Here is a 19403-nt window from a genome sequence, read left to right as displayed (position 1 = left end):
GACATGAAGGTGATGGTGTCGCGCCGCCGCGCCCTGTTCTTCCTCGGGGCGACCGCGGGCGCGGCGGCGGTCGCGGCCGGTTGCGCGTCGGGATCGAACGACACCGCGGCCACGGCCACTGCGACGGCGTCCGCCACCGCCACACAATCCGGCGGCGCCACCGCCGCCCCGCAGGAGACCGCGGGTCCGTACCCGGGCGACGGATCGAACGGACCCAACATCCTCATCGAATCCGGCGTGGTGCGCAGTGACATCACCACCTCGTTCGGCTCTTATTCCGATGTCGCGCAGGGCGTCCCGATGACACTCGAGCTGACGCTGCGCGACTTGGCGAAGAACGGCGCCGCCGGGGCGGGCATGGCAGTGTACGTGTGGCACTGCGACCGGGATGGCAGCTACTCGCTCTACAGCAGCGGCATCACCGAGCAGAACTATCTGCGCGGCGTGCAGGTGGCGGGCGACGACGGGAAGGTGACCTTCACCTCGATCTTCCCCGCCTGCTACTCGGGCCGGTGGCCGCACATCCATTTCGAGGTCTACGACTCGCTGCAGACCGCGGTCGCGGGCCAGAACGCCCGTTTGACCTCGCAGATCGCCCTGCCCCAGGACATCTGCGAGGCGGTGTTCGCCCACGACTCCGGCTACGCGCGCAGCGTCACCAACCTTTCGCAGGTCACGCTGGCCTCCGACAACGTCTTCGGCGACGGCTGGGACGCGGAACTGGCCACCGTGACGGGCACGCCGTCCTCCGGGCTCCGGGTGGCGCTCACCGTGGGCGTCGCCGAGAAATCACAGAACACGCAGTCGGACAACGGTGCCGGGCCGCAGTCCGGTGGGCGCCCGCCCGGCGGACCCGGCGGCGGCGCACCCGGCGGTCGCCCGCCGCGGTGACCGGCGGCCCCCGTGCCCGACCGCCACGGGCCAGGGGCCGAGCCACGGCGGCTCACCGCTTGCCGCACAATAGGGGGCCGCGCGCGGCGCGTCACAGCGTTCTTCCCGACGTAGACGCCTGCCGCGGCGACACAAGGTGTTGTGCTGAGCGGACATGTCGGCCACAAGGAGTAGTGTCCCGAGGGTAGACATTCCGTGACGACAGGTGCTCGGGAAAGGCGTGGAGGCAGGATGAAACTGATCGATCGGGTGTCGGCCATCAACTGGAATCGGGTGCCCGACGAAAAGGACGCCGAGGTCTGGGACCGGCTGACCGGCAACTTCTGGCTGCCGGAGAAGGTCCCGGTCTCCAACGACATTCCGTCGTGGAACACCCTGACCGCCGACGAGAAGCAACTGACCATGCGGGTCTTCACCGGCCTGACCCTGCTGGACACCATCCAGGGCACGGTCGGCGCGGTGAGCCTGATCCCGGACGCGCTCACCCCGCACGAAGAGGCGGTACTCACCAACATCGCGTTCATGGAGTCGGTGCACGCCAAGAGCTACAGCTCGATCTTCTCCACGCTGTGCTCCACGCGCGAGATCGACGAGGCGTTCCGCTGGTCGGAGGAGAACCGCAACCTCCAGCGCAAGGCCGAGATCGTGCTGGAGTACTACCGGGGCGACGATCCGCTCAAGCGCAAGGTCGCCTCCACGCTGCTGGAGAGCTTCCTGTTCTACTCCGGCTTCTACCTGCCCATGCACTGGTCGTCGCGGGCCAAGCTCACCAACACCGCCGACATGATCCGGCTGATCATCCGGGACGAAGCGGTCCACGGTTACTACATCGGCTACAAGTACCAGAAGGGCCTGGAGCAGGTCACCCAGGCCGAGCGCGACGAGCTCAAGAACTACACCTTCGAGCTGCTGTTCGAGCTCTACGACAACGAGGTCGACTACACCCAGGACCTCTACGACGAAGTCGGCCTCACCGAGGACGTGAAGAAGTTCCTGCGCTACAACGCCAACAAGGCGCTGATGAACCTCGGCTACGAGGGCCTGTTCCCCAAGGACGAAACCGAGGTGAACCCGGCCATCCTCTCGGCGCTCTCCCCCAACGCCGACGAGAACCACGACTTCTTCTCCGGCTCCGGCTCGAGTTACGTCATCGGCAAGGCCGTCAACACCGAGGACGAAGACTGGGAGTTCTGAACCATCAGTTATGGTGTGGGACAACGGGGCCCGGCAGCGATGCCGGGCCCTCGCCTTGTCTCCGATCGCCGACCCGGCGGCGAAGATTCCGCGCCACAACTGTATTCCGATCCGAAGAGGGGGTTTCTCGATGTACCGACGACTGGCTCTGATCGCGGCGGTGCTGTTGACCGCTGCCGCGTGTCAGGACGACGGTCCGGCGGCGACTCCGCAGACCGGTGACGGATCCTTCTGGTCGACCGTGCCGCAGACCGACGACCAGCGTCTGGAAGTGCTGCGCCGCATGCGCGCGATGGACACCTGCGCGTTGCTGCCTCGAGCCGAACTGGCCGAAGTCGGGCAATTGCGCACCGTCGGCACCGACGGGCTGAACTCGTGCAGGGCCGAACTCGACAGCTCGGAACGCTACAAGGGAAAATCCGTCCGCTGGGCCATGGGGGGACCGGCGCCGGAAGTGAAGAACGATCGGGGTACTACCGAGCGACTCGGCGACGTGACCATCACCTTGCTGGCGGACAAGGACACACTGAGCGCCGAACAGGCCGGGCAACTCGTCCAGCGCTCCTGTTCGGCCACCGCACGCTTCCCCTCCTTCGCCGCGATCGGCCTGTGGGTGGACACGCCCTTGGGGGTCGAGCCGTGCCCGATCGCCAAGTCACTGATCACCACGGCGGTATCCGAATGGGAGCGGGAGCCACGTCAGGGCAGCGCGGCGGAGACGATCACCACCGTGCTGACCGGCGCCGACCCCTGCGCGGTGCTGCCGCGGCTCGGCGTCACGGCGGAACCCGCGCAACAGCGGGTCTCCAGCTGCACGTTCTCGTATCACGGCGACGAGATTCGTCTCGCGTACGAATACAGCGCGGAGTCGCTGGTCACCGCGGGCAGTCCGGCTTTCACCGTCGGCGACCGCACCGTCTACCGAGATGCCGCCGACGAACTGCGGTTCTACAACGTCGCGGTCGGACCGCCGCTCGCATCGGAGAACCGCGGTTCGCTCGGGCCGCGCCTACCCGCCATCTCGCTCACCGGCAAGGCTGACGCGGCCCTCGAAGATGTTGTGCGCCAAGTACTCACGCTCTTTCCGTAGGGCGATCGTCGAGCACACCGCGCCCTCAGATACCGAGGACCAGTTTGGCCGTCGTGAAGTAGATGATCAGACCGGTGGCGTCGACCAGGGTGGTGACCATCGGGGCGGAGACGACCGCGGGGTCGATGCGCAGTTTCTTGGCCAGCAGGGGCATGGTGCCGCCGATGGTGGCGGCCCAGCCGCAGATCAAGACCAGTGTGATCCCGACGACCAGTGCGATGCGCGGACCGACGAACAAGGCCCCGATGGCCAGGCCGACGGACGCCAGCAGTGATCCCAGCACCAGACCTACCCGGCATTCCCGCCAGATCACCCGGAACAGGTCCGACACCCGGACCTCGCCGACCGCCACCGCGCGCACGCAGGCGGTGGCGGCCTGCGCGCCCGCGTTGCCGCCCGCGCCGATCAGCAGCGGGATGAACAGCGCCAGATGCGCCGCCTGCTGCAAGGTGCCCTCGAAGAAGTCCGTCACGCTCACCGTGAGGGTCGCCGCGAACAGCAACAGCAGCAGCCACAGCGCGCGGTAGCGGGCCAGCTGGAACACCCCGGCGGCCATGTAGTGGCCTTCCCACGGCGCGGATCCCGCCTGCAACGCGACGTCCTCGCTGTCGGCGGCCTCGATCACCTCGACCGCGTCATCGATGGTCAGCAGGCCGACCAGCCGGTCCTCGCTGTCCACGACCGGCAGGTTGATGTCGTTGGTCTCGCGCATCAAGCGGGCCGCCTTCTCCGCGGCGTCGGTGGCGCGCGCGAAGGCGGGCTCGGTGACGACCAGCTCCGACACCATCGTCTCCGGCTTGCTGAGCACCAGTTCGCGCAGCTCGACGATGCCGGTCAGCCGCCTGCCCGCGTCGACGACGGGCAGCGTGTACACCGTCTCGGCGTTGCCGCCCTTGGCCCGCACCATGCCGAGCGCTTCGGCCACCGTGAGGTCGCGCGGCAGCGCCACCACCTCCGGTGTCATGTACTGCCCCGCGGACCCCTCCGGGTAGCCGAGCAGGCTCGCGGTCATCCGCCGCTCGCGCGGGCTCAGCCCGGCCAGCGCCTTCTTGGCGACCTTGGCGGGCGCCTCGCGCAGCATTCGGGCGCGGTCGTCGGGCGCCATGCCCTCGACCAGGTCGCGGAAGCTCTGATCGCGCAGCCCCTGCAGGATCTGCTGCTGGTCCACCGGCTCGAGTTCCTCGAAGACGGCCAGCGCCAGGTCTTTGTCGAGCAGGCGGAACGCCATCCCGGCCCGCACGGCATCCATCCGGGCGAGTTGATCGGCGATGACGTGCGGCGGGTGGTTGCCGAGCCAGTCCAGCGCGGCGTCCACGCGGCGGGTTTCGACGATGTCCTGGAGGGATTCGGACAGCGTCGGGCGTACTTCGATGATGTCGGTCTGCGACATGAGAGGACCTCAGCACATGCGTGAGTGAACGGAGAGCTCGAAATTCACACCGCGGGCGCCGGCCCCTGCCGTCGCGACCTGACTAGGAATGCGAAGGGGCGGCGCCGCGCGGCCTTCGACTGGGAGGTTCGCTGCGCATCGCTACCCCACCTCCCTCTCGTCGCCGCCGCGGAACTCGGATATCCGCACCGTTCGGATCAACATCTCACGGACACGAAAATGTCCTCGTGCAGCTTACATCGCTTCGGAGATGATGATCACCTTACGACAGGGTGTTGTGACCGAAGCCGCTCCACACCGGGGTCCGCGCGTCATACGAGACCTCCGCACCGGGAAACCGCGACGCGACTCGTCCGCAGCGCAAGCGACGACCGCCGGGACGACCGGAACCGGGCGATGCGTTACCGCGCGTCAGCCTGACCCCTTCGTAGTCCATCGGCCGCCGTAAAACAGGGTTATACGCAGTCGGCGTCGAACTGTTGCTCCCATGCTTGGGAACCGGGACAGTGTTTGCCAGGCAAGTGCCGAAACACATCGGCGCACGCAGGCACCAGTACAGCTCACGAAAGTTTCGAAGTGTCGACAGCCACCGCCCTGATCCGCCGTCGCGCGGTCGACTTCATGCGCGTTCCGCACGGAATCTGTTGCCGCTGAGGCAACGCGGCCCTCGTTTCCGACCGGATCCCGCACGGTCGTCCACCGCCGCATCGCTCCCGCTGTGGTGTCTCCGGACGCCGAGCGTCGAATCGCACGGCGTCTTCTCGTCTTCGAAAGAACAACAATGCCTTTCCTCCCCTCGTCCCGGCGCGTCGCCCGCGCTCTCTCCGCCGCCGTAGCGGTGCTCACCGGGCTGTCCGTGCTCACCGGCTGCGGCGAGTCCGCACCCGCCAAGACCGCGGACGGCAAGACCGTGCTGCGCTACCAAGGCTCCACCGGGCAGGTGAGCGCCTTCGAATTGGCCGACGACCTAGGCTATTTCAGCAAGGTAAGCCTGCATTGGGAAGGCGACACCACCAGTGGCCCCGCCAATATCCAGGCCGCGGCGACGAACCAAGTCGAGTTCGGCAGCGCGTTCAACGGCGCGGTGGTCAAGCTGATCGCGGGCGGCGCGAAGGTCACCTCCGTGCTCAGTTCCTATGGCGCGGACGAGCAGTCGTTCACCGGTTACTACGTGCGTGACGATTCCGGCATCAACTCGCCGCGCGATCTGATCGGCAAGAAGGTCGCGGTCAACACCCTCGGTGCGCACCACGAATTCATCACCAGGGAGTGGCTGCATCAGCAAGGCCTGACCGAAGACGAGATCAAGCAGGTGCAACTGATCGTCGTGCCGCCGGCCAACACCGAGGACGCGCTGCGCAAGGGACAGGTCGACGTCGCGGCCTTGGGTAGCGTCTTCCGGGACACCGCCCTCCGGCGCGGCGGCATCCACCCGCTCTACACCGACAAAGCCATCTTCGGCACGTTCGACTACGGCACCTATGTCTTCCGCAACGACTACATCGCCAAGAATCCCGAAGCGGTGGAGGACTTCGTGCAGGGCACCGCACGCGCTATCCGCTGGCTCCAGGTGACGCCCCGCGAGCAGGTGCGCGAGCGGTTCACCCAGATCATCAACAAGCGCGGCCGCAACGAGAACACCAACTTGGTGCCGTACTGGCTCAGCTCCGGAATCCCGGTGCCGGGTGCGGTGGTCGCGGACAAGGAACTGCAGATCTGGATCGACTGGCTGGTGCGCAACGGCGAACTGCCGAACGGCAAGTTGAAGGCAGCGGATCTGTTCACCAACAAGTTCAACCCTTACGCCAACGGCAAGTACAAGCCGGAGGCCGGGCCGACCGGAGAGGTGGTGGCCGCGAAATGACCACGACGGCGACGAAACTGTCGCTCACCGGAGTGAGCAAGCAGTTCGCGGTGCGCGGCTCGCACGAGCGATTCACCGCGCTCGACGACATCTCGCTGGAGCTGCGCGAGGGCGAATTCCTGGTGCTGGTCGGCCCGAGTGGTTCGGGCAAGTCCACGCTGCTGGACCTGCTGGGCGGGCTGAGCAAGCCCAGCTCCGGTGAGATCCTGCTGGACGGCAAGCCGATCACCGGCCCCGGCCTGGATCGCGGCGTCGTCTTCCAGCAGTACGCGCTGCTGCCATGGCGGACGGCCCGATCCAACATCGAATTCGGACTGGAGGCCAAGGGTTTACGCCGCAAGGCGCGCCGCGAACTCGCCGAGCACTATCTGGAGCTGGTCGGGCTAGCCGGTTTCGGCGACCGCTACCCGCACGAGCTGTCCGGCGGCATGAAACAGCGCGTCGCGATCGCGCGCAGTCTCGCGTTCGATCCCGAGGTGCTGCTGATGGACGAGCCGTTCGCCGCGCTCGACGCGCAGACCCGGGAGTCGTTGCAGGACGAACTGTTGCGCATCTGGCGTGCCACCGGCAAGACCGTCCTGTTCATCACCCACGGCATCGATGAGGCGGTGTACCTGGGCCAGCGGGTGGCCGTGCTGACCTCGCGACCCGGCCGGATCAAGGCCATCGTCGACGTCGAGATCGACCGGGACACCGACGACGACATCCGCTCCTCCGAACGCTTCCGGGATTACCGCCACGAGATCTGGACGCTGCTGCACAGCGAGGTCCAGCGGGCCGCGAGCCTGGAACTGAAGTCCTTGTCCGACCACACGGCCGACGTCGAATCCACCACCGAGAGGACGGCCAATGTCTAGTGCCATTCAGCTGAGCGAACGGCCGGTACGGGAGAGCGCGGCCGCGCAGGCCCGGCCTGTCCCGGTGCGCAGGGCCGAGACCGCGCCCTCCGCCGGAACGCAAGCCATCCGCGCGGTGAGCCGGTTGGCCTGGCGGGTGTTCAAACCGACCGTCGTCATCGCCCTGTTCCTGCTGCTGTGGCAGCTCGCCCCGACCCTCGGCCTGGTGGACGAGGTATTCCTGCCGCCGTTCTCGGTGGTCGCCCAGGCGTTCGCCGATCTGGTGGCGAGCGGGGAGATGTGGACCCACCTCTCCGCGAGCCTGAACCGTTCGCTGGCCGGGTACTCGCTCGCGTTGATAGCCGGCATTCCGGTGGGCATCGCGATCGCCTGGTACAAGCCGGTCGCGGACTTCCTGAACCCCATTCTCGAACTGTTCCGCAACACCGCGGCGCTGGCGTTGCTGCCGGTGTTCCTGCTGATCCTGGGCATCGGCGAGACCTCGAAGGTCGCCATCGTCGTCTACGCGAGCTTCTTCCCGATTCTGCTGAACACCATCACCGGCGTGCGCACCGTCGATCCGCTGCTCGTCAAATCGGCCGCCTCCCTGGGTTTCTCGCCGTTGCGGCTGTTCCAGAAGGTGATCCTGCCCGCGGCGCTGCCGTCCATCTTCACCGGCCTGCGGATGGCCGCCGCCAGCTCGATCCTCGTGCTGCTGGCCGCCGAGATGTTCGGAGCCAGGGCCGGTCTCGGCTATCTGATCACCGCCGCGCAGCAGAACTTCGCGATCCCGAACATGTACGCGGGCATCCTCGCCATCTCGCTGCTCGGCCTCGCCTTCAACGGCCTGCTGGTCGCCCTGGAACGCCGCCTGTCGCGGTGGCGCGCCCCGGCGAACGCCTGATAACCATGCCCGCCCACCCCGCGCTCGGAAGGCAGTCGTCGTGCAGGCGCTGACCAAACGTCGCGTCGTCGACTTCATGCGCGTCTGCGGCAGCGCTTGTCGCCTTGCCGCAGACCCCGCCTCTCCGGTTGCCGCCGGCCCGATCCTCTGATCCGAAATGAGTTCTTCCGATGACCGCTGTACACGAATCCCCCGTCTCGACCGCTACCGATGGCGCGGTGCACGTCGCTCCCGTCGCCGGGCACATCGGCGCCGAGATCTCCGGCGTCGATCTCCGTGAGTCGCTGACCGACCAGCAGGTCGAGGCCATCACCGACGCGCTGCACACCTACAAGGTGCTGTTCTTCCGCGATCAGCACATCGATCACGCACAGCAGATCGCCTTCTCCCGCCGCTTCGGCGCGGTCACGCCGTCGCACCCGTACGACGACGACGCGCCCACGGAGTACCCGGAGATCCTCGCGGTCGACAGCCGGCTGTACGAGAAGCGGTTCGGTGTGCGCAAGCACAGCTACACCAACCACTGGCACACCGATGTCTCCGCGCTGATCAACCCGCCCGCGGCCTCCATCCTGCGCGCCGAGATCGCCCCGGAGCGCGGCGGCGACACCGGCTGGACGAACCTCGTCGCCGCCTACGAGAACCTGCCCGAGTCGCTCAAGCGCTTCGCCGAAGGGCTGCGCGCCGAGCACCGCTTCGGCGGCAACAGGCCGGCCTGGAACTCCGACAGCGACTACGCGAAGAAGGTCGCGGCCGCGCCGCTGGTCACCGAGCACCCGGTCGTCCGGGTGCACCCGGTGACCGGTGAGCGGGCGCTGTTCGTCAACCCCGGCTTCACCACCCGGATCGTCGGGCTCACCCCGAACCAGAGCGACGCGGTGTTGAAGCTGCTGTTCGACGAGGTCACCCACCCCGCCTACACGGTCCGCTTCCGCTGGCAGAAGGGCAGCATCGCGTTCTGGGACAACCGGGTCACCGCGCATCTCGCCCCGAGCGATCTGGACCACCTCGATGTCACCCGGGTGCTGTACCGCACCACCCTCGAGGGCGACATCCCGGTCGGCGTCGACGGTGAGCCGTCGAAGTCCGTGGCCGGAGAGAAGTTCACCGGCGCGTAGGGATCGAACAGACGCGATCGGCCGGGCGCGCGAGCTCCCGGCCGATTTCGTGCGGTCACAGCACGCGAGCCGAAGCGCTCGAACCGGAAACCGGCTCCCGGCCCCGCGCACCGGACTACAGGTGCGCCCGCGGAAACCGATCCGTCGTCTCCAGCACGGCCCGCTCCGCGTCCTCCCAGGTCGGGACGTGTCGCACCCACTCGGGGACCGGCTCCGACTGCGCGCCGAACAGCAATCGGTGCGGCACTACCTCACGCAGCGCACGGTGAACGTCGACGCGATCGTCGATCATGTGCGTGATGCCGAGTTCGGCGCAGTGCACCGCCTTGTCCGCCCGGGCACGGCAGAAGCGCACGTTCTCCCGGGCGATCCCGGTGCGGTCGTAGAAGTCGTGGTGATCGAGCCACTGGCGGGTGCGCTGCTCGATCCGCGGGCCACATTTGGAAATCACCCAGGCGCGCCCCTCGAACCGCCGGACCAGGCGCGGCAGTACCTCGAAAGCGCCCACGCTGGGCGGCGTGCGCAGCGCCTCCTCGAGCCCGCCGGAGAGGAACACTGTGTCCTCGTCCCCGGGCGCTAGAGCGGCCCCCTGGATGACCCGGCCGAAATCGACGCCGAGCCGAGGCTGCGTTTCTTTGTCCCGATGTCTTCTTTCCTCGTTCATACGTTTCCAGCGTGCGATATTCGCCCGCCTACCGCCAGCGAATTCTGTTGGTGAGCAGCCTTCCGGAATGGCCCATTCGGCCAGGGCGATCGCGTGAATTCGATGCGTCGAGCGCCGAACGGTTGCCAGCGCGCGGCGCACTGGTAACAGTGAGGTAGAGGCCGCGGCGCTCGCCGCGGCCGTTTCGGGTACACACGAAGGAGATATTCGTGCGCTTCGGCATCTTCGTCCCGCAGGGTTGGCGGCTCGATCTGGTGGGCATCGATCCGGCGGACCAATGGGGGGTGATGCGAGACCTCGCCCAGCGCGCCGATGCGAACCCGGTGTGGGAATCGCTGTGGGTGTACGACCACTTCCACACCGTTCCGGTGCCCACCGAGGAGGCGACGCATGAAGCGTGGTCGCTGATGTCGGCGTTCGCCGCGACCACCTCGCGTATCCGCCTGGGCCAGATGTGTACCGCGATCAGCTACCGCAACCCGGCCTACCTGGCCAAGGTGGCCGCGACGGTCGACCTGATCTCCGGCGGACGCGTCGAGATGGGCATCGGCGGTGGCTGGTACGAACACGAGTGGCGCGCCTACGGCTACGGATTCCCGTCCGCGGGCGAACGGCTGGGCCGCCTCGACGAAGGCGTGCAGATCTTCCGGCAGGCGTGGACCACCGGTTCGGCCACCCTCGACGGCAAGTACTACCAGGTGGACGGCGCGATCGTGCGCCCGCTTCCCCTCCAGCAGGGCGGGATTCCGCTGTGGATCGCTGGTGGAGGCGAGAAGAAGACGCTGCGCATCGCGGCGAAATACGCCCAGTACACCAACTTCAGCGGCAATCCCGACGAGTTCACCCACAAGTCCGAGGTGCTGCGCGCGCATTGCGCCGACGTCGGCACCGACTTCGACGCGATCACCCGCAGTTCCAACTTCAATGTCGTCATCGGCTCCACGCAGGCCGAAGTAGAGGATCGCCTGGAGGCGCTGAAAGCCCGCCTGACGCCCGTCATCGGCGCCGACGCGGCCAAGTCCTACTTCGAGCAGCTGTACAACAGCGGCGCCGCCACCGGCACCCCCGAGCAGATCGCCGAGAACCTGCGCCGGGTCCGCGACCTCGGCCTCGGCTACGCCATCTTCAACTTCCCCGAAGCCGCCTACGACACCTCCGGCATCGAACTCTTCGAACGCGAAGTGCTCCCGGCCCTGAGCTGATCACGCGGGGCAGGACTCACGAGCACCGAGCCTCCGTGATTCCTGCCCCGGGAAGGTTCGCCTACGCCCGAGCCCTCGCGACTCCTCCTCTCGGGAAGGTCCCCGTCGGCCGAGCCGTCGGGACGCCTACTCCGGAGATATTCGCCACCAGCCGAGCCGTAGCGACTGCAGCTTCCCTTCGAAGCCCGCCATTTGCCGAGTCCCCACGACCGCGGCCCAGCCTTCAATAGCTCGATTCACCACTTGCGCACCACAACGGAGCGAGTCCTACGAGCGACCGTTCGCAGCGCCGCAGGCGCTGCCGAACAACACAACCTCACACCTTGCGGCCGACCGCGCTCCAGCAGTTCACTTGCGAGTCGAGCCAAGACGGCGACTCGCCCTGCGGACGCCATTGATTGGTGACGACGATTCCCGGGTCCAATAGTTCCAACCCGGTGAAGAACCGGGCGAATTCGTCCCGCGTGCGCGTCTGGGCATAGACCCCGCTCTGCCGGTACACGTCGAGTGCGTCGGTCATCATCTCCGGTTCGAGGTCGGCGGTGATGTGCGAGACCACGAGGAACGATCCCGGCGCGAGAGCATCCATCAATGTCTCGACGATCCCGTAGGGGTCCTGCTCGTCGGCCAGGAAATGCAGCACGGCGACCAGGCTCAGCGCCACGGGGCGCTCCAGGTCCAGGGTCTCGCGGAGTTCGGGCGCGGACAGGATCGCCGCGGGGTCCTTCAGGTCGGCGTCGACGTACGCGGTGCGGCCCTCCGGCGTGCCGGTGAGCAGGGCGCGGGCATGGGTCAGCACGATCGGGTCGTTGTCCACGTAGACCACCCGCGCTTCGGGCGTCGGCGCCTGCGCCACCTGGTGCAGGTTCGGCTCGGTGGGGATGCCGGTGCCGACGTCGAGGAACTGCGTCACGCCCAACTCGGTCAACGCGTTCACCGCACGGTGCATGAACGACCGGTTCTGCCGAGCCGCGACCCTGGTGGTGGGAAACGCCGCGATCACTTTCTCGGCCGCGTCCCGATCCACTTGATAGTGGTCTTTCCCACCCAGCACATAGTCGTATATTCGAGCGCTGCTCGGCACGCTCGCGTCGTGAATCGCCCTGAGCGGCTTCCCATTGCCGCCGAGATCGGTCATCGTCGTTCCCATCACTACCGGATCGCCTCTGCCCCAGCATATTCCAGACGCGGACAGCCCACCGCACACTGTACGAGGAAGAGCGCAGGATGGGGTTGCGCTTCGAGCGTAGGCGAGCGCGATCTCAGCGGCCGCGGAATGCGAAAAAGGGCCCCCTGCCGGAGGCCCCTGTTCGCTATCGAACTACAGCATGCAGGAGACGCAACCTTCGACTTCTGTTCCCTCCAAGGCCATCTGACGCAGCCGGATGTAGTAGAGGGTCTTGATGCCCTTGCGCCAGGCGTAGATCTGGGCGCGGTTGAGATCGCGGGTGGTGGCGGAGTCCTTGAAGAACAACGTCAGCGACAGGCCCTGGTCCACGTGCTGGGTGGCCGCGGCGTAGGTGTCGATGATCTTCTCGTAGCCGATCTCGTAGGCATCCTCGTAGTACTCGAGGTTGTCGTTGGTCATGTAGGGCGCCGGATAGTAGACGCGCCCGATCTTGCCTTCCTTGCGGATCTCGATCTTCGACGCCACCGGGTGGATGGAGCTGGTGGAGTGGTTGATGTAGGAGATCGACCCGGTCGGCGGCACCGCCTGCAGGTTCTGATTGTAGATGCCGTGCTCCATGACCGAGGCCTTCAGCTCGCGCCAGTCGTCCTGGGTCGGGATGTGCACGCCCGCGTCGGCGAACAGTTGCCGGACGCGCTCGGTCTTCGGCTCCCACACCTGATCGGTGTACTTGTCGAAGTACTCACCGCTGGCGTACTTCGATTCGGGGAAGCCGCCGAAGTACGTACCGCGCTCGATCGCGATCCGATTCGACGCCCGGATCGCGTGATAGACCACGGTGTAGAAGTAGATGTCGGTGAAGTCGATGCCCTCTTCGGACCCGTAGTGGACCCGTTCGCGCGCCAGGTAGCCGTGCAGATTCATCTGCCCGAGGCCGATGGCGTGGGAGAGGTTGTTGCCCTGCTCGATGGACGGCACCGAGTAGATGTGGGTCTGGTCCGACACCGCCGTCAGCGCCCGGATGGCCACCTCGATGGTCTGCGCGAAATCGGGTGAGTCCATCGTCTTGGCGATGTTCAGCGACCCGAGGTTGCAGGAGATGTCCTTGCCCACCTTGGCGTAGGACAGATCGTCGTTGAACTCCGACGGCGTGGAGACCTGCAGGATCTCCGAGCACAGGTTGGAGTGGGTGATCTTGCCCGCGATCGGGTTTGCCCGGTTCACCGTGTCCTCGAACATGATGTACGGATAACCCGACTCGAACTGCAACTCGGCGATGGTCTGGAAGAACTCGCGCGCCTTGATCTTCGACTTGCGGATGCGCTTGTCGTCGACCATCTCGTAGTACTTCTCGGTGACGTCGATGTCGGCGAACGGCTTGCCGTAGATGCGTTCCACGTCGTACGGCGAGAACAGGTACATGTCCTCGTTCTTCTTGGCCAGCTCGAAAGTGATGTCCGGGATGACCACGCCCAGCGAGAGCGTCTTGATGCGGATCTTCTCGTCCGCGTTCTCCCGCTTGGTGTCCAGGAACCGGTAGATGTCCGGGTGGTGCGCGTGCAGGTAGACCGCGCCCGCGCCCTGCCGCGCGCCGAGCTGGTTGGCGTAGGAGAACGAGTCCTCGAGCAGCTTCATGATCGGGATGACGCCCGAGCTCTGGTTCTCGATCTTCTTGATCGGCGCACCGTGCTCGCGAATGTTGCTCAGCAGCAGCGCCACTCCACCGCCGCGCTTGGACAGCTGCAACGCGGAGTTGATCGAGCGCCCGATCGACTCCATGTTGTCCTCGATGCGCAGCAGGAAGCACGACACCGGCTCGCCACGCTGCTTCTTGCCCGAGTTCAGGAAGGTCGGGGTGGCCGGCTGGAAACGGCCTTCGATGATCTCGTCGACGAGTTGGCCCGCCAGCGCCTCGTCACCGGCGGCGAGCGTGAGCGCGACCATGCACACCCGGTCCTCGAACCGCTCCAGGTAGCGCTTGCCGTCGAAGGTCTTCAGTGTGTACGAGGTGTAGTACTTGAACGCGCCGAGGAAGGTGGGGAACCGGAACTTCTTGGCGTAGGCATGCTTGAACAGCTTCTTGATGAACGCGCGGCTGTACTGCTCGAGAACCTCGGCCTCGTAGTAGTTCTCCTCGATCAGGTAGTCCAGCTTCTCGTCCAGGTTGTGGAAGAAGACGGTGTTCTGATTGACGTGCTGCAAGAAGTACTGGTGGGCGGCCTCACGGTCCTTGTCGAACTGGATCTCCCCGTCCGGGCCGTACAGGTTCAGCATCGCGTTGAGGGCGTGGTAGTCGAGGACCTCGCCCGCCTCGCCGCCGCGGACCGGGGGCTGCTCTAAGCGAGCTGTCTTTCCGGCCGGTGCTGTCGTTGCTGTTGCCAAAACAATCCCAATCCCTCTCGGACGCGCTCGACGTCCTCAGCGGTTCCCATGAGTTCGAAGCGATACAGGTACGGCACCCCGCACTTGCGTGCGATGAGCTCGCCCGCGTAGCAAAAGGTGTCGCCGAAGTTCGTGTTGCCCGCCGCGATCACCCCGCGCAGCAACGCGCGGTTGTGCGGGTCGTTGAGGAACTTGGCGACCTGCCTCGGCACGAAGTCCTTGTCGGAACGATCGCCCCCCAGTACGTGCCGACCGCCCCCGTAGGTGGGGACGATCAGCACGTACGGATGGTCTACGCGCAGTGAGTCGGCGGTGTGCAGTGGTATGCGAGTCGCCGGGAGACCCAGCTTCTCGACGAAGCGATGCGTGTTCTCCGAAGCGCTGGAGAAGTAGACCAGCGCCGTCGTCTCCGACATGGTCGCCTTCCTCTTCTCGGGAGCGCCGTAGCGCTCGCCCTCGGATGAACCGGAAGCGGTGGAAGCGTCAGGCCGCCACGGTCGCGAGCGACTTGATGCGGTCGGGACGGAAGCCCGACCAGTGATCGTCCCCGGCCACCACGACCGGCGCCTGCAGGTACCCGAGTGCCATGACGTAGTCACGCGCCTCGTCGTTCTCCGAGATGTCGATGACCTCGTAGTCCACCCCGGCCTTGTCGAGGGCCTTGTAGGTGGCGTTGCACTGGACGCAAGCGGGCTTGGTGTACACGGTGACGGTCATTGATGTCCCTCTCTCCTTGTGCCTGATCCACAGCCTGTGATCCGTTGCAATTCACGATCCGACGTATGCTGCGCAAACTCCTGGATCCGAGCTCGAATCCCCTGATCAGCCACCTGTGGCCGACTCGTGCCGAGTGAGGTCTCTCGCCGTCTTCCAGTACCGAAGACACTACACCTAGTGGCCGACAGATTCCTACAACACGACATGTAGCGAGTCACATTGATGAAATTCCATCGAGAGAAGTACCAGTACGCTCGATTCACCCCGATGCAAAACAGTGGCGCAGATCACTCCACGGCGTGTCAGCTTACTTTCAGCAAACTTTCTGGCAAACGAAGAGGGCCACCGCTGCGCCCTGCAGCGATGGCCCTCGTTCAGACCGGAGAAGGAGCTTACACCGACGCCAATTCGCCGCGCGTGGCCTCCACCAAGTCGCGCACCGTACCGGCCAGCTGGGTCAGCGCCTCGGCATCGTCACGCGGATGCGTGGCGCCGAACCGCTCGCCGATGACCCCGAAGTGCAGGTGCGCGGACTCGACCACCCGCGCGCCCGCCACGCCCAGCGCCTTGACCGCGTCGCCGTGCGCCCACTGGGCGGCGTTCGGGCTGATCGATGCGCTCACCACGGCGGTGGGCTTGCTCTTGATCGCTCCCGCGCCGTAGGGACGGGAAGCCCAGTCGATCGCGTTCTTCAGCACCGCCGACAGCGTGCCGTTGTATTCCGGGGTCACCACCAGCAGGCCGTCCGCCTCGGCGACCGCGTCGCGCAGCGCCTGAGCGGCCGCGGGGACGGAGCCGGGGACATCGATGTCCTCGTTGTAGAACGGGATGTCGGCGAGCCCTTCATAGAGAGTGACCTCGACACCCTCCGGCGCGCTGTGCGCCGCGGCCTCGGCGAGCCGCCGGTTGACCGACGCGGCGCGCAGGCTGCCGACGAGTGCGAGAATGCGGGTCTGGCTCATGACGACTCCTGGTGTACTGATGAGGTGGTGTCCGTACGTTCACCACACACTAACCGGACCATGGTCCGATTACTTCCCGCGGAGCCTGCGTGAGCGCTGTGAACTACCCCACACCGGACGCGTCGACCGATGGCGCACCTCGGTTGCTCGACGTCGGCACGCCATTGCCGGGCACCTCGGAGCCCGCCGAGCGCGCCGACGCGGCGCGCAACCGTCAACTGCTCCTGGACGCGGCGCAGCAACTGGTGCGAGAGCAAGGCGTCGACAGCCTCACCATGGACGCGCTGGCCAAACGCGCCGGGGTCGGCAAGGGCACGGTGTTCCGGCGGTTCGGAAGCAGATCCGGCCTGCTGCTCGCGCTGCTGGACCACTCGGAGCGGAAGTACCAGGAGTCGTTCATCTTCGGGCCGCCGCCGCTCGGACCGGGCGCGCCCCCGGTGGAACGACTGGTCGCCTTCGGGCGGGCCAGGCTCCTGGACATCGAGGTGGCAGGCGAGCTACACCGCGCCGCCGAGCTCGGCGAGGCGAGCGAACGCTATTCCGGTGGGCCGTACGGACTACAGCGCGCGCACGTCGTGATGCTGTTGCGGCAGGCCGACGTGCCCGGGGAGGTCGCGCTGGTCGCCGACTGGCTGCTGGCGATGCTCGGCGCGGCGCTGGTCATGCACCAGATGCAAGTGCTCGGCTTCACCCGCGAGCAGATCGGCGACAACTGGGAGCTCGTCGTTCGGCGCGTCGTCGCCCGCTGAGCCGCCAGTAGACTCGGGCGCCATGGGGAACCTGCGTGCACAGATCATCAGTGAATTGGGCGTCCGGCCCACGATCGAACCGAAGGAAGAGATCCGCCGCCGGGTCGATTTCCTCAAGGACTATCTGAACGCGACTCCCGCACGAGGTTTCGTCCTCGGCATCAGCGGCGGACAGGACAGCGCTCTCGCGGGCCGGTTATGCCAGCTCGCGGCCGAAGAACTGCGCGCGGACAGCGTGGACGCGACCTTCCTCGCCGTGCGGTTGCCCTACGGCGTCCAGGCCGACGAGGCCGACGCGCGCACCGCCCTGACGTTCATCCGGCCCGACCGGCAGGTCGTGGTCAACGTCCGGCCCAGCGCGAACGCCGCGGCCGCCGAGGCGGCGTCCGCCTTGCAGGTCCACCAGCTGCGTGACTTCGTGCGCGGCAATATCAAAGCGCGCGAACGCATGGTGATCCAGTACGCGCTGGCCGGGCAGGAGAATCTGCTCGTGGTCGGCACCGACCACGCGGCCGAGGCGGTCACCGGATTCTTCACCAAGTACGGCGACGGCGGCGTCGACCTGACCCCGCTCACCGGTCTGACCAAGCGCCAGGGCGCCGCCCTGCTCCAGGAACTCGGCGCGCCCCCCAGCATCTGGTCCAAGGTGCCCACCGCCGATCTGGAGGACGACCGGCCCGCCCTGCCCGACGAGGAAGCGCTCGGTCTGCGCTACAGCGAGATCGACGACTACCTGGAGGGCAAGGAGGTGACCCCCGAGGTCGCCGAACGGCTGGAGAGCATCTTCCACAACACCCGTCACAAGCGCACCGTCCCGGTGACGCCGCTGGACACCTGGTGGCGCTAGCCCTTCGGGGGACCTCGGCGTCCGGCGAGGAGCGCCGCCGTGCAGCGTCGTCGCTCACGAAAACCACGCACCTCATCGACACCTGGCACAGCTGGTCGTGGCGGCGCTGGATGTGAACGCGCCGCCTAGCCGCCCGCGAAGGGTGGCAGGACGTCGACGCGCGGGCTCAGCGCGACCGCGGGATCTCGGGTGAGTTCGTCACCGACCAGGTAGGCGCACACCGACAACATCTTGTCCAGGTCCGGGCCGTAGGCCGCCGCCAGGGTCGCGCGCAGGTCGGCCACCGTCGCTCCGGCCGGGAGGTCGAGCGTCTCGCCGTCCTTGCCGACGGCGTCGGCGATCGCGGCGAAGTAGCGGATCTCAACCACCGATGGCTCCCATCGTCCGCTCCGGCGGGACGAAGCCCTCGGCGTCGATGCCGTGACCGGCCCACTTGTTCCACATCGCACCGCGCCAGAGCGTCGCGAGTTCCTCGTCGTCGGCGCCGGAGCGCAGTGCCTGGCGCAGGTCGAATTCCTGGTCGCTGAACAGGCAGGAGCGCAGCATGCCGTCCGCGGTGAGCCGGGTGCGGTCGCAGGTGTCGCAAAACTTCCTGGTCACCGTGGCGATGATGCCCACGGTGCCGGGCCCGCCGTCGACCAGCCACTTCTCCGCGGGCGCCGACGGATCGGAGCGGCCCACCTCGTCGAGGGAGAACCGGGCGCCGAGCACGTCGAGCAGTTCGGCGGCGGTGACCATGTTGGCGCGGGCCCACTCGTGGTCGGCGTCCAGCGGCATCTCCTCGATGAAACGCAGCTCACAGCCCTCGTCCAGGCACCAGCGCAGCAGATCGGGCGCGCCGGAGAGCGTCTCCCGCATCAAGACGGCGTTGACCTTCACCGGGGCCAGCCCGGCGGCGCGGGCGGCGCGGATGCCCGCGAACACCGATTCGAGGCGGTCGCGGCGCGTCAACCGCGCGAAACCGGCCCGATCCACGGTGTCCAGCGAGACGTTCACCCGGTGCAGACCGGCGGCGGCGAGGCCGATCGCGCGGTGCTCCAGCCCGATGCCGTTGGTCGTCATGGCCAGCGGGATGTGCGGCACCTCGGCATGACAGCCCGAGATGATCTGTTCCAGGTCGCGGCGCATCAGCGGCTCGCCCCCGGTGAAGCGGACCTCGCGCACCCCCAGCTCCAGCACCGCGAGGCGCACCAGCCGGACGATCTCGTCCACCGTGAGCAGTTCGTGCCGGGGAATCTCCGGCAGCCCCTCCTCCGGCATGCAATAGGTACAGCGCAGCGAACACTTCTCGGTGATGGACACACGTAGGTCGCGGGCGACGCGTCCGAAACGATCCAGCAAATAGGGGGTGTCGGGACGGCCGGCGAGCGAGGGACGCCCGGAACGCACGGCCGGAATCCCGATCTCGACCAGAGTCACACGTCCATTATGACCGCCTGCCCCAATTCGTTCGCGGGCGGAATG

General features: G+C 66.9%; 19 protein-coding genes. 10 read left to right on the top strand and 9 right to left on the bottom strand.

All coding sequences use genetic code 11. The features are described from left to right. Positions 1-3 precede the first annotated feature (3 nt). The 3 genes from ABZ824_RS01805 to ABZ824_RS01795 all read left to right on the top strand — a co-directional run bounded on the left by ABZ824_RS01805 (position 4) and on the right by ABZ824_RS01795 (position 3175). Positions 4-891, top strand: a complete 888-nt coding sequence (locus ABZ824_RS01805; protein WP_356962415.1) for a dioxygenase — start codon at positions 4-6, stop codon at positions 889-891. 231 nt (positions 892-1122) lie between these two features. Beyond that, positions 1123-2085 (top strand): class 1b ribonucleoside-diphosphate reductase subunit beta, encoded by a 963-nt coding sequence (gene nrdF, locus ABZ824_RS01800; RefSeq protein ID WP_355078753.1) that lies wholly within the window; start codon positions 1123-1125, stop codon positions 2083-2085. Positions 2086-2215: 130 nt separating this feature from the next. Further along, complete coding sequence (locus ABZ824_RS01795; RefSeq protein ID WP_356961093.1) at positions 2216-3175, top strand: hypothetical protein; 960 nt, start codon at positions 2216-2218, stop codon at positions 3173-3175. A gap of 25 nt (positions 3176-3200) precedes the next feature. Here ABZ824_RS01795 and mgtE read toward each other — a convergent pair whose 3' ends face one another. After that, positions 3201-4565, bottom strand: coding sequence for a magnesium transporter (gene mgtE, locus ABZ824_RS01790; RefSeq protein WP_355078750.1), 1365 nt, complete (start codon positions 4563-4565; stop codon positions 3201-3203). Positions 4566-5346: 781 nt separating this feature from the next. On the opposite strand from mgtE, the gene ABZ824_RS01785 reads away from it, so the two are divergent. The 4 genes from ABZ824_RS01785 (at position 5347) to ABZ824_RS01770 (ending at position 9287) form a co-directional block, all read left to right on the top strand. Further along, complete coding sequence (locus tag ABZ824_RS01785; RefSeq protein WP_356961091.1) at positions 5347-6429, top strand: ABC transporter substrate-binding protein; 1083 nt, start codon at positions 5347-5349, stop codon at positions 6427-6429. Beyond that, the gene (locus ABZ824_RS01780) at positions 6426-7286 is read left to right on the top strand and encodes an ABC transporter ATP-binding protein (protein WP_356961090.1); all 861 of its coding nucleotides are present in this window, start codon (positions 6426-6428) and stop codon (positions 7284-7286) included. Before ABZ824_RS01785 ends, ABZ824_RS01780 begins: the two co-directional genes overlap by 4 nt. After that, positions 7279-8169 carry an ABC transporter permease gene (locus ABZ824_RS01775; protein ID WP_356961088.1) on the top strand — a complete coding sequence of 297 codons (891 nt, stop codon included), beginning with the start codon at positions 7279-7281 and terminating at the stop codon, positions 8167-8169. Before ABZ824_RS01780 ends, ABZ824_RS01775 begins: the two co-directional genes overlap by 8 nt. 170 nt (positions 8170-8339) lie before the next feature. Further along, positions 8340-9287: a TauD/TfdA family dioxygenase gene (locus ABZ824_RS01770; protein ID WP_355078746.1), complete on the top strand. Its 948-nt coding sequence runs from the start codon at positions 8340-8342 to the stop codon at positions 9285-9287. Positions 9288-9402: 115 nt separating this feature from the next. Here the strand turns inward: ABZ824_RS01770 and ABZ824_RS01765 are convergent, their stop codons facing one another. Next, positions 9403-9951 carry a hypothetical protein gene (locus ABZ824_RS01765; RefSeq protein ID WP_355078745.1) on the bottom strand — a complete coding sequence of 183 codons (549 nt, stop codon included), beginning with the start codon at positions 9949-9951 and terminating at the stop codon, positions 9403-9405. A gap of 209 nt (positions 9952-10160) precedes the next feature. Between ABZ824_RS01765 and ABZ824_RS01760 the strand changes: the two genes are divergently transcribed. Further along, positions 10161-11153, top strand: a complete 993-nt coding sequence (locus ABZ824_RS01760) for an LLM class F420-dependent oxidoreductase (RefSeq protein ID WP_356961087.1) — start codon at positions 10161-10163, stop codon at positions 11151-11153. Between the two features lie 316 nt (positions 11154-11469). On the opposite strand, the gene ABZ824_RS01755 is transcribed toward ABZ824_RS01760, so the two are convergent. The 5 genes from ABZ824_RS01755 to ABZ824_RS01735 form a co-directional block, all read right to left on the bottom strand. After that, complete coding sequence (locus tag ABZ824_RS01755; protein ID WP_356961085.1) at positions 11470-12291, bottom strand: SAM-dependent methyltransferase; 822 nt, start codon at positions 12289-12291, stop codon at positions 11470-11472. Positions 12292-12474: 183 nt separating this feature from the next. Further along, positions 12475-14556, bottom strand: a complete 2082-nt coding sequence (gene nrdE / locus ABZ824_RS01750) for a class 1b ribonucleoside-diphosphate reductase subunit alpha (RefSeq protein WP_356962413.1) — start codon at positions 14554-14556, stop codon at positions 12475-12477. Positions 14557-14618: 62 nt separating this feature from the next. Then, positions 14619-15080, bottom strand: coding sequence for a class Ib ribonucleoside-diphosphate reductase assembly flavoprotein NrdI (gene nrdI, locus ABZ824_RS01745; protein WP_355078742.1), 462 nt, complete (start codon positions 15078-15080; stop codon positions 14619-14621). Positions 15081-15147: 67 nt separating this feature from the next. Continuing rightward, complete coding sequence (locus ABZ824_RS01740) at positions 15148-15381, bottom strand: redoxin NrdH (RefSeq protein WP_039799742.1); 234 nt, start codon at positions 15379-15381, stop codon at positions 15148-15150. 392 nt (positions 15382-15773) lie between these two features. Next, a complete protein-coding gene (locus ABZ824_RS01735; protein WP_355078741.1) occupies positions 15774-16343 on the bottom strand; it encodes an NAD(P)H-dependent oxidoreductase in 570 nt (189 codons plus the stop codon). Between the two features lie 143 nt (positions 16344-16486). Between ABZ824_RS01735 and ABZ824_RS01730 the strand changes: the two genes are divergently transcribed. Together ABZ824_RS01730 and nadE are read left to right on the top strand one after the other, a co-directional pair. Then, a complete protein-coding gene (locus ABZ824_RS01730) occupies positions 16487-17092 on the top strand; it encodes a helix-turn-helix domain-containing protein (RefSeq protein WP_355078829.1) in 606 nt (201 codons plus the stop codon). A gap of 22 nt (positions 17093-17114) precedes the next feature. Continuing rightward, positions 17115-17939: an ammonia-dependent NAD(+) synthetase gene (nadE, locus tag ABZ824_RS01725; protein ID WP_355078740.1), complete on the top strand. Its 825-nt coding sequence runs from the start codon at positions 17115-17117 to the stop codon at positions 17937-17939. Positions 17940-18064: 125 nt separating this feature from the next. Here nadE and ABZ824_RS01720 read toward each other — a convergent pair whose 3' ends face one another. After that, positions 18065-18307, bottom strand: coding sequence for a MoaD/ThiS family protein (locus tag ABZ824_RS01720; RefSeq protein WP_356961082.1), 243 nt, complete (start codon positions 18305-18307; stop codon positions 18065-18067). Further along, complete coding sequence (gene moaA, locus ABZ824_RS01715) at positions 18300-19358, bottom strand: GTP 3',8-cyclase MoaA (RefSeq protein WP_356961080.1); 1059 nt, start codon at positions 19356-19358, stop codon at positions 18300-18302. The genes ABZ824_RS01720 and moaA overlap by 8 nt, the downstream gene beginning before the upstream one ends. Between the last annotated feature and the right edge of the window lie 45 nt (positions 19359-19403).

This window comes from Nocardia sp. NPDC047038, from assembly GCF_040644075.1.
In the GTDB taxonomy this organism is placed as follows: Bacteria; Actinomycetota; Actinomycetes; order Mycobacteriales; family Mycobacteriaceae; genus Nocardia; species Nocardia sichangensis.
The sequence above is the reverse complement of the archived record's forward strand: the minus strand, read 5'-3'. Positions and strand labels throughout refer to the sequence as shown.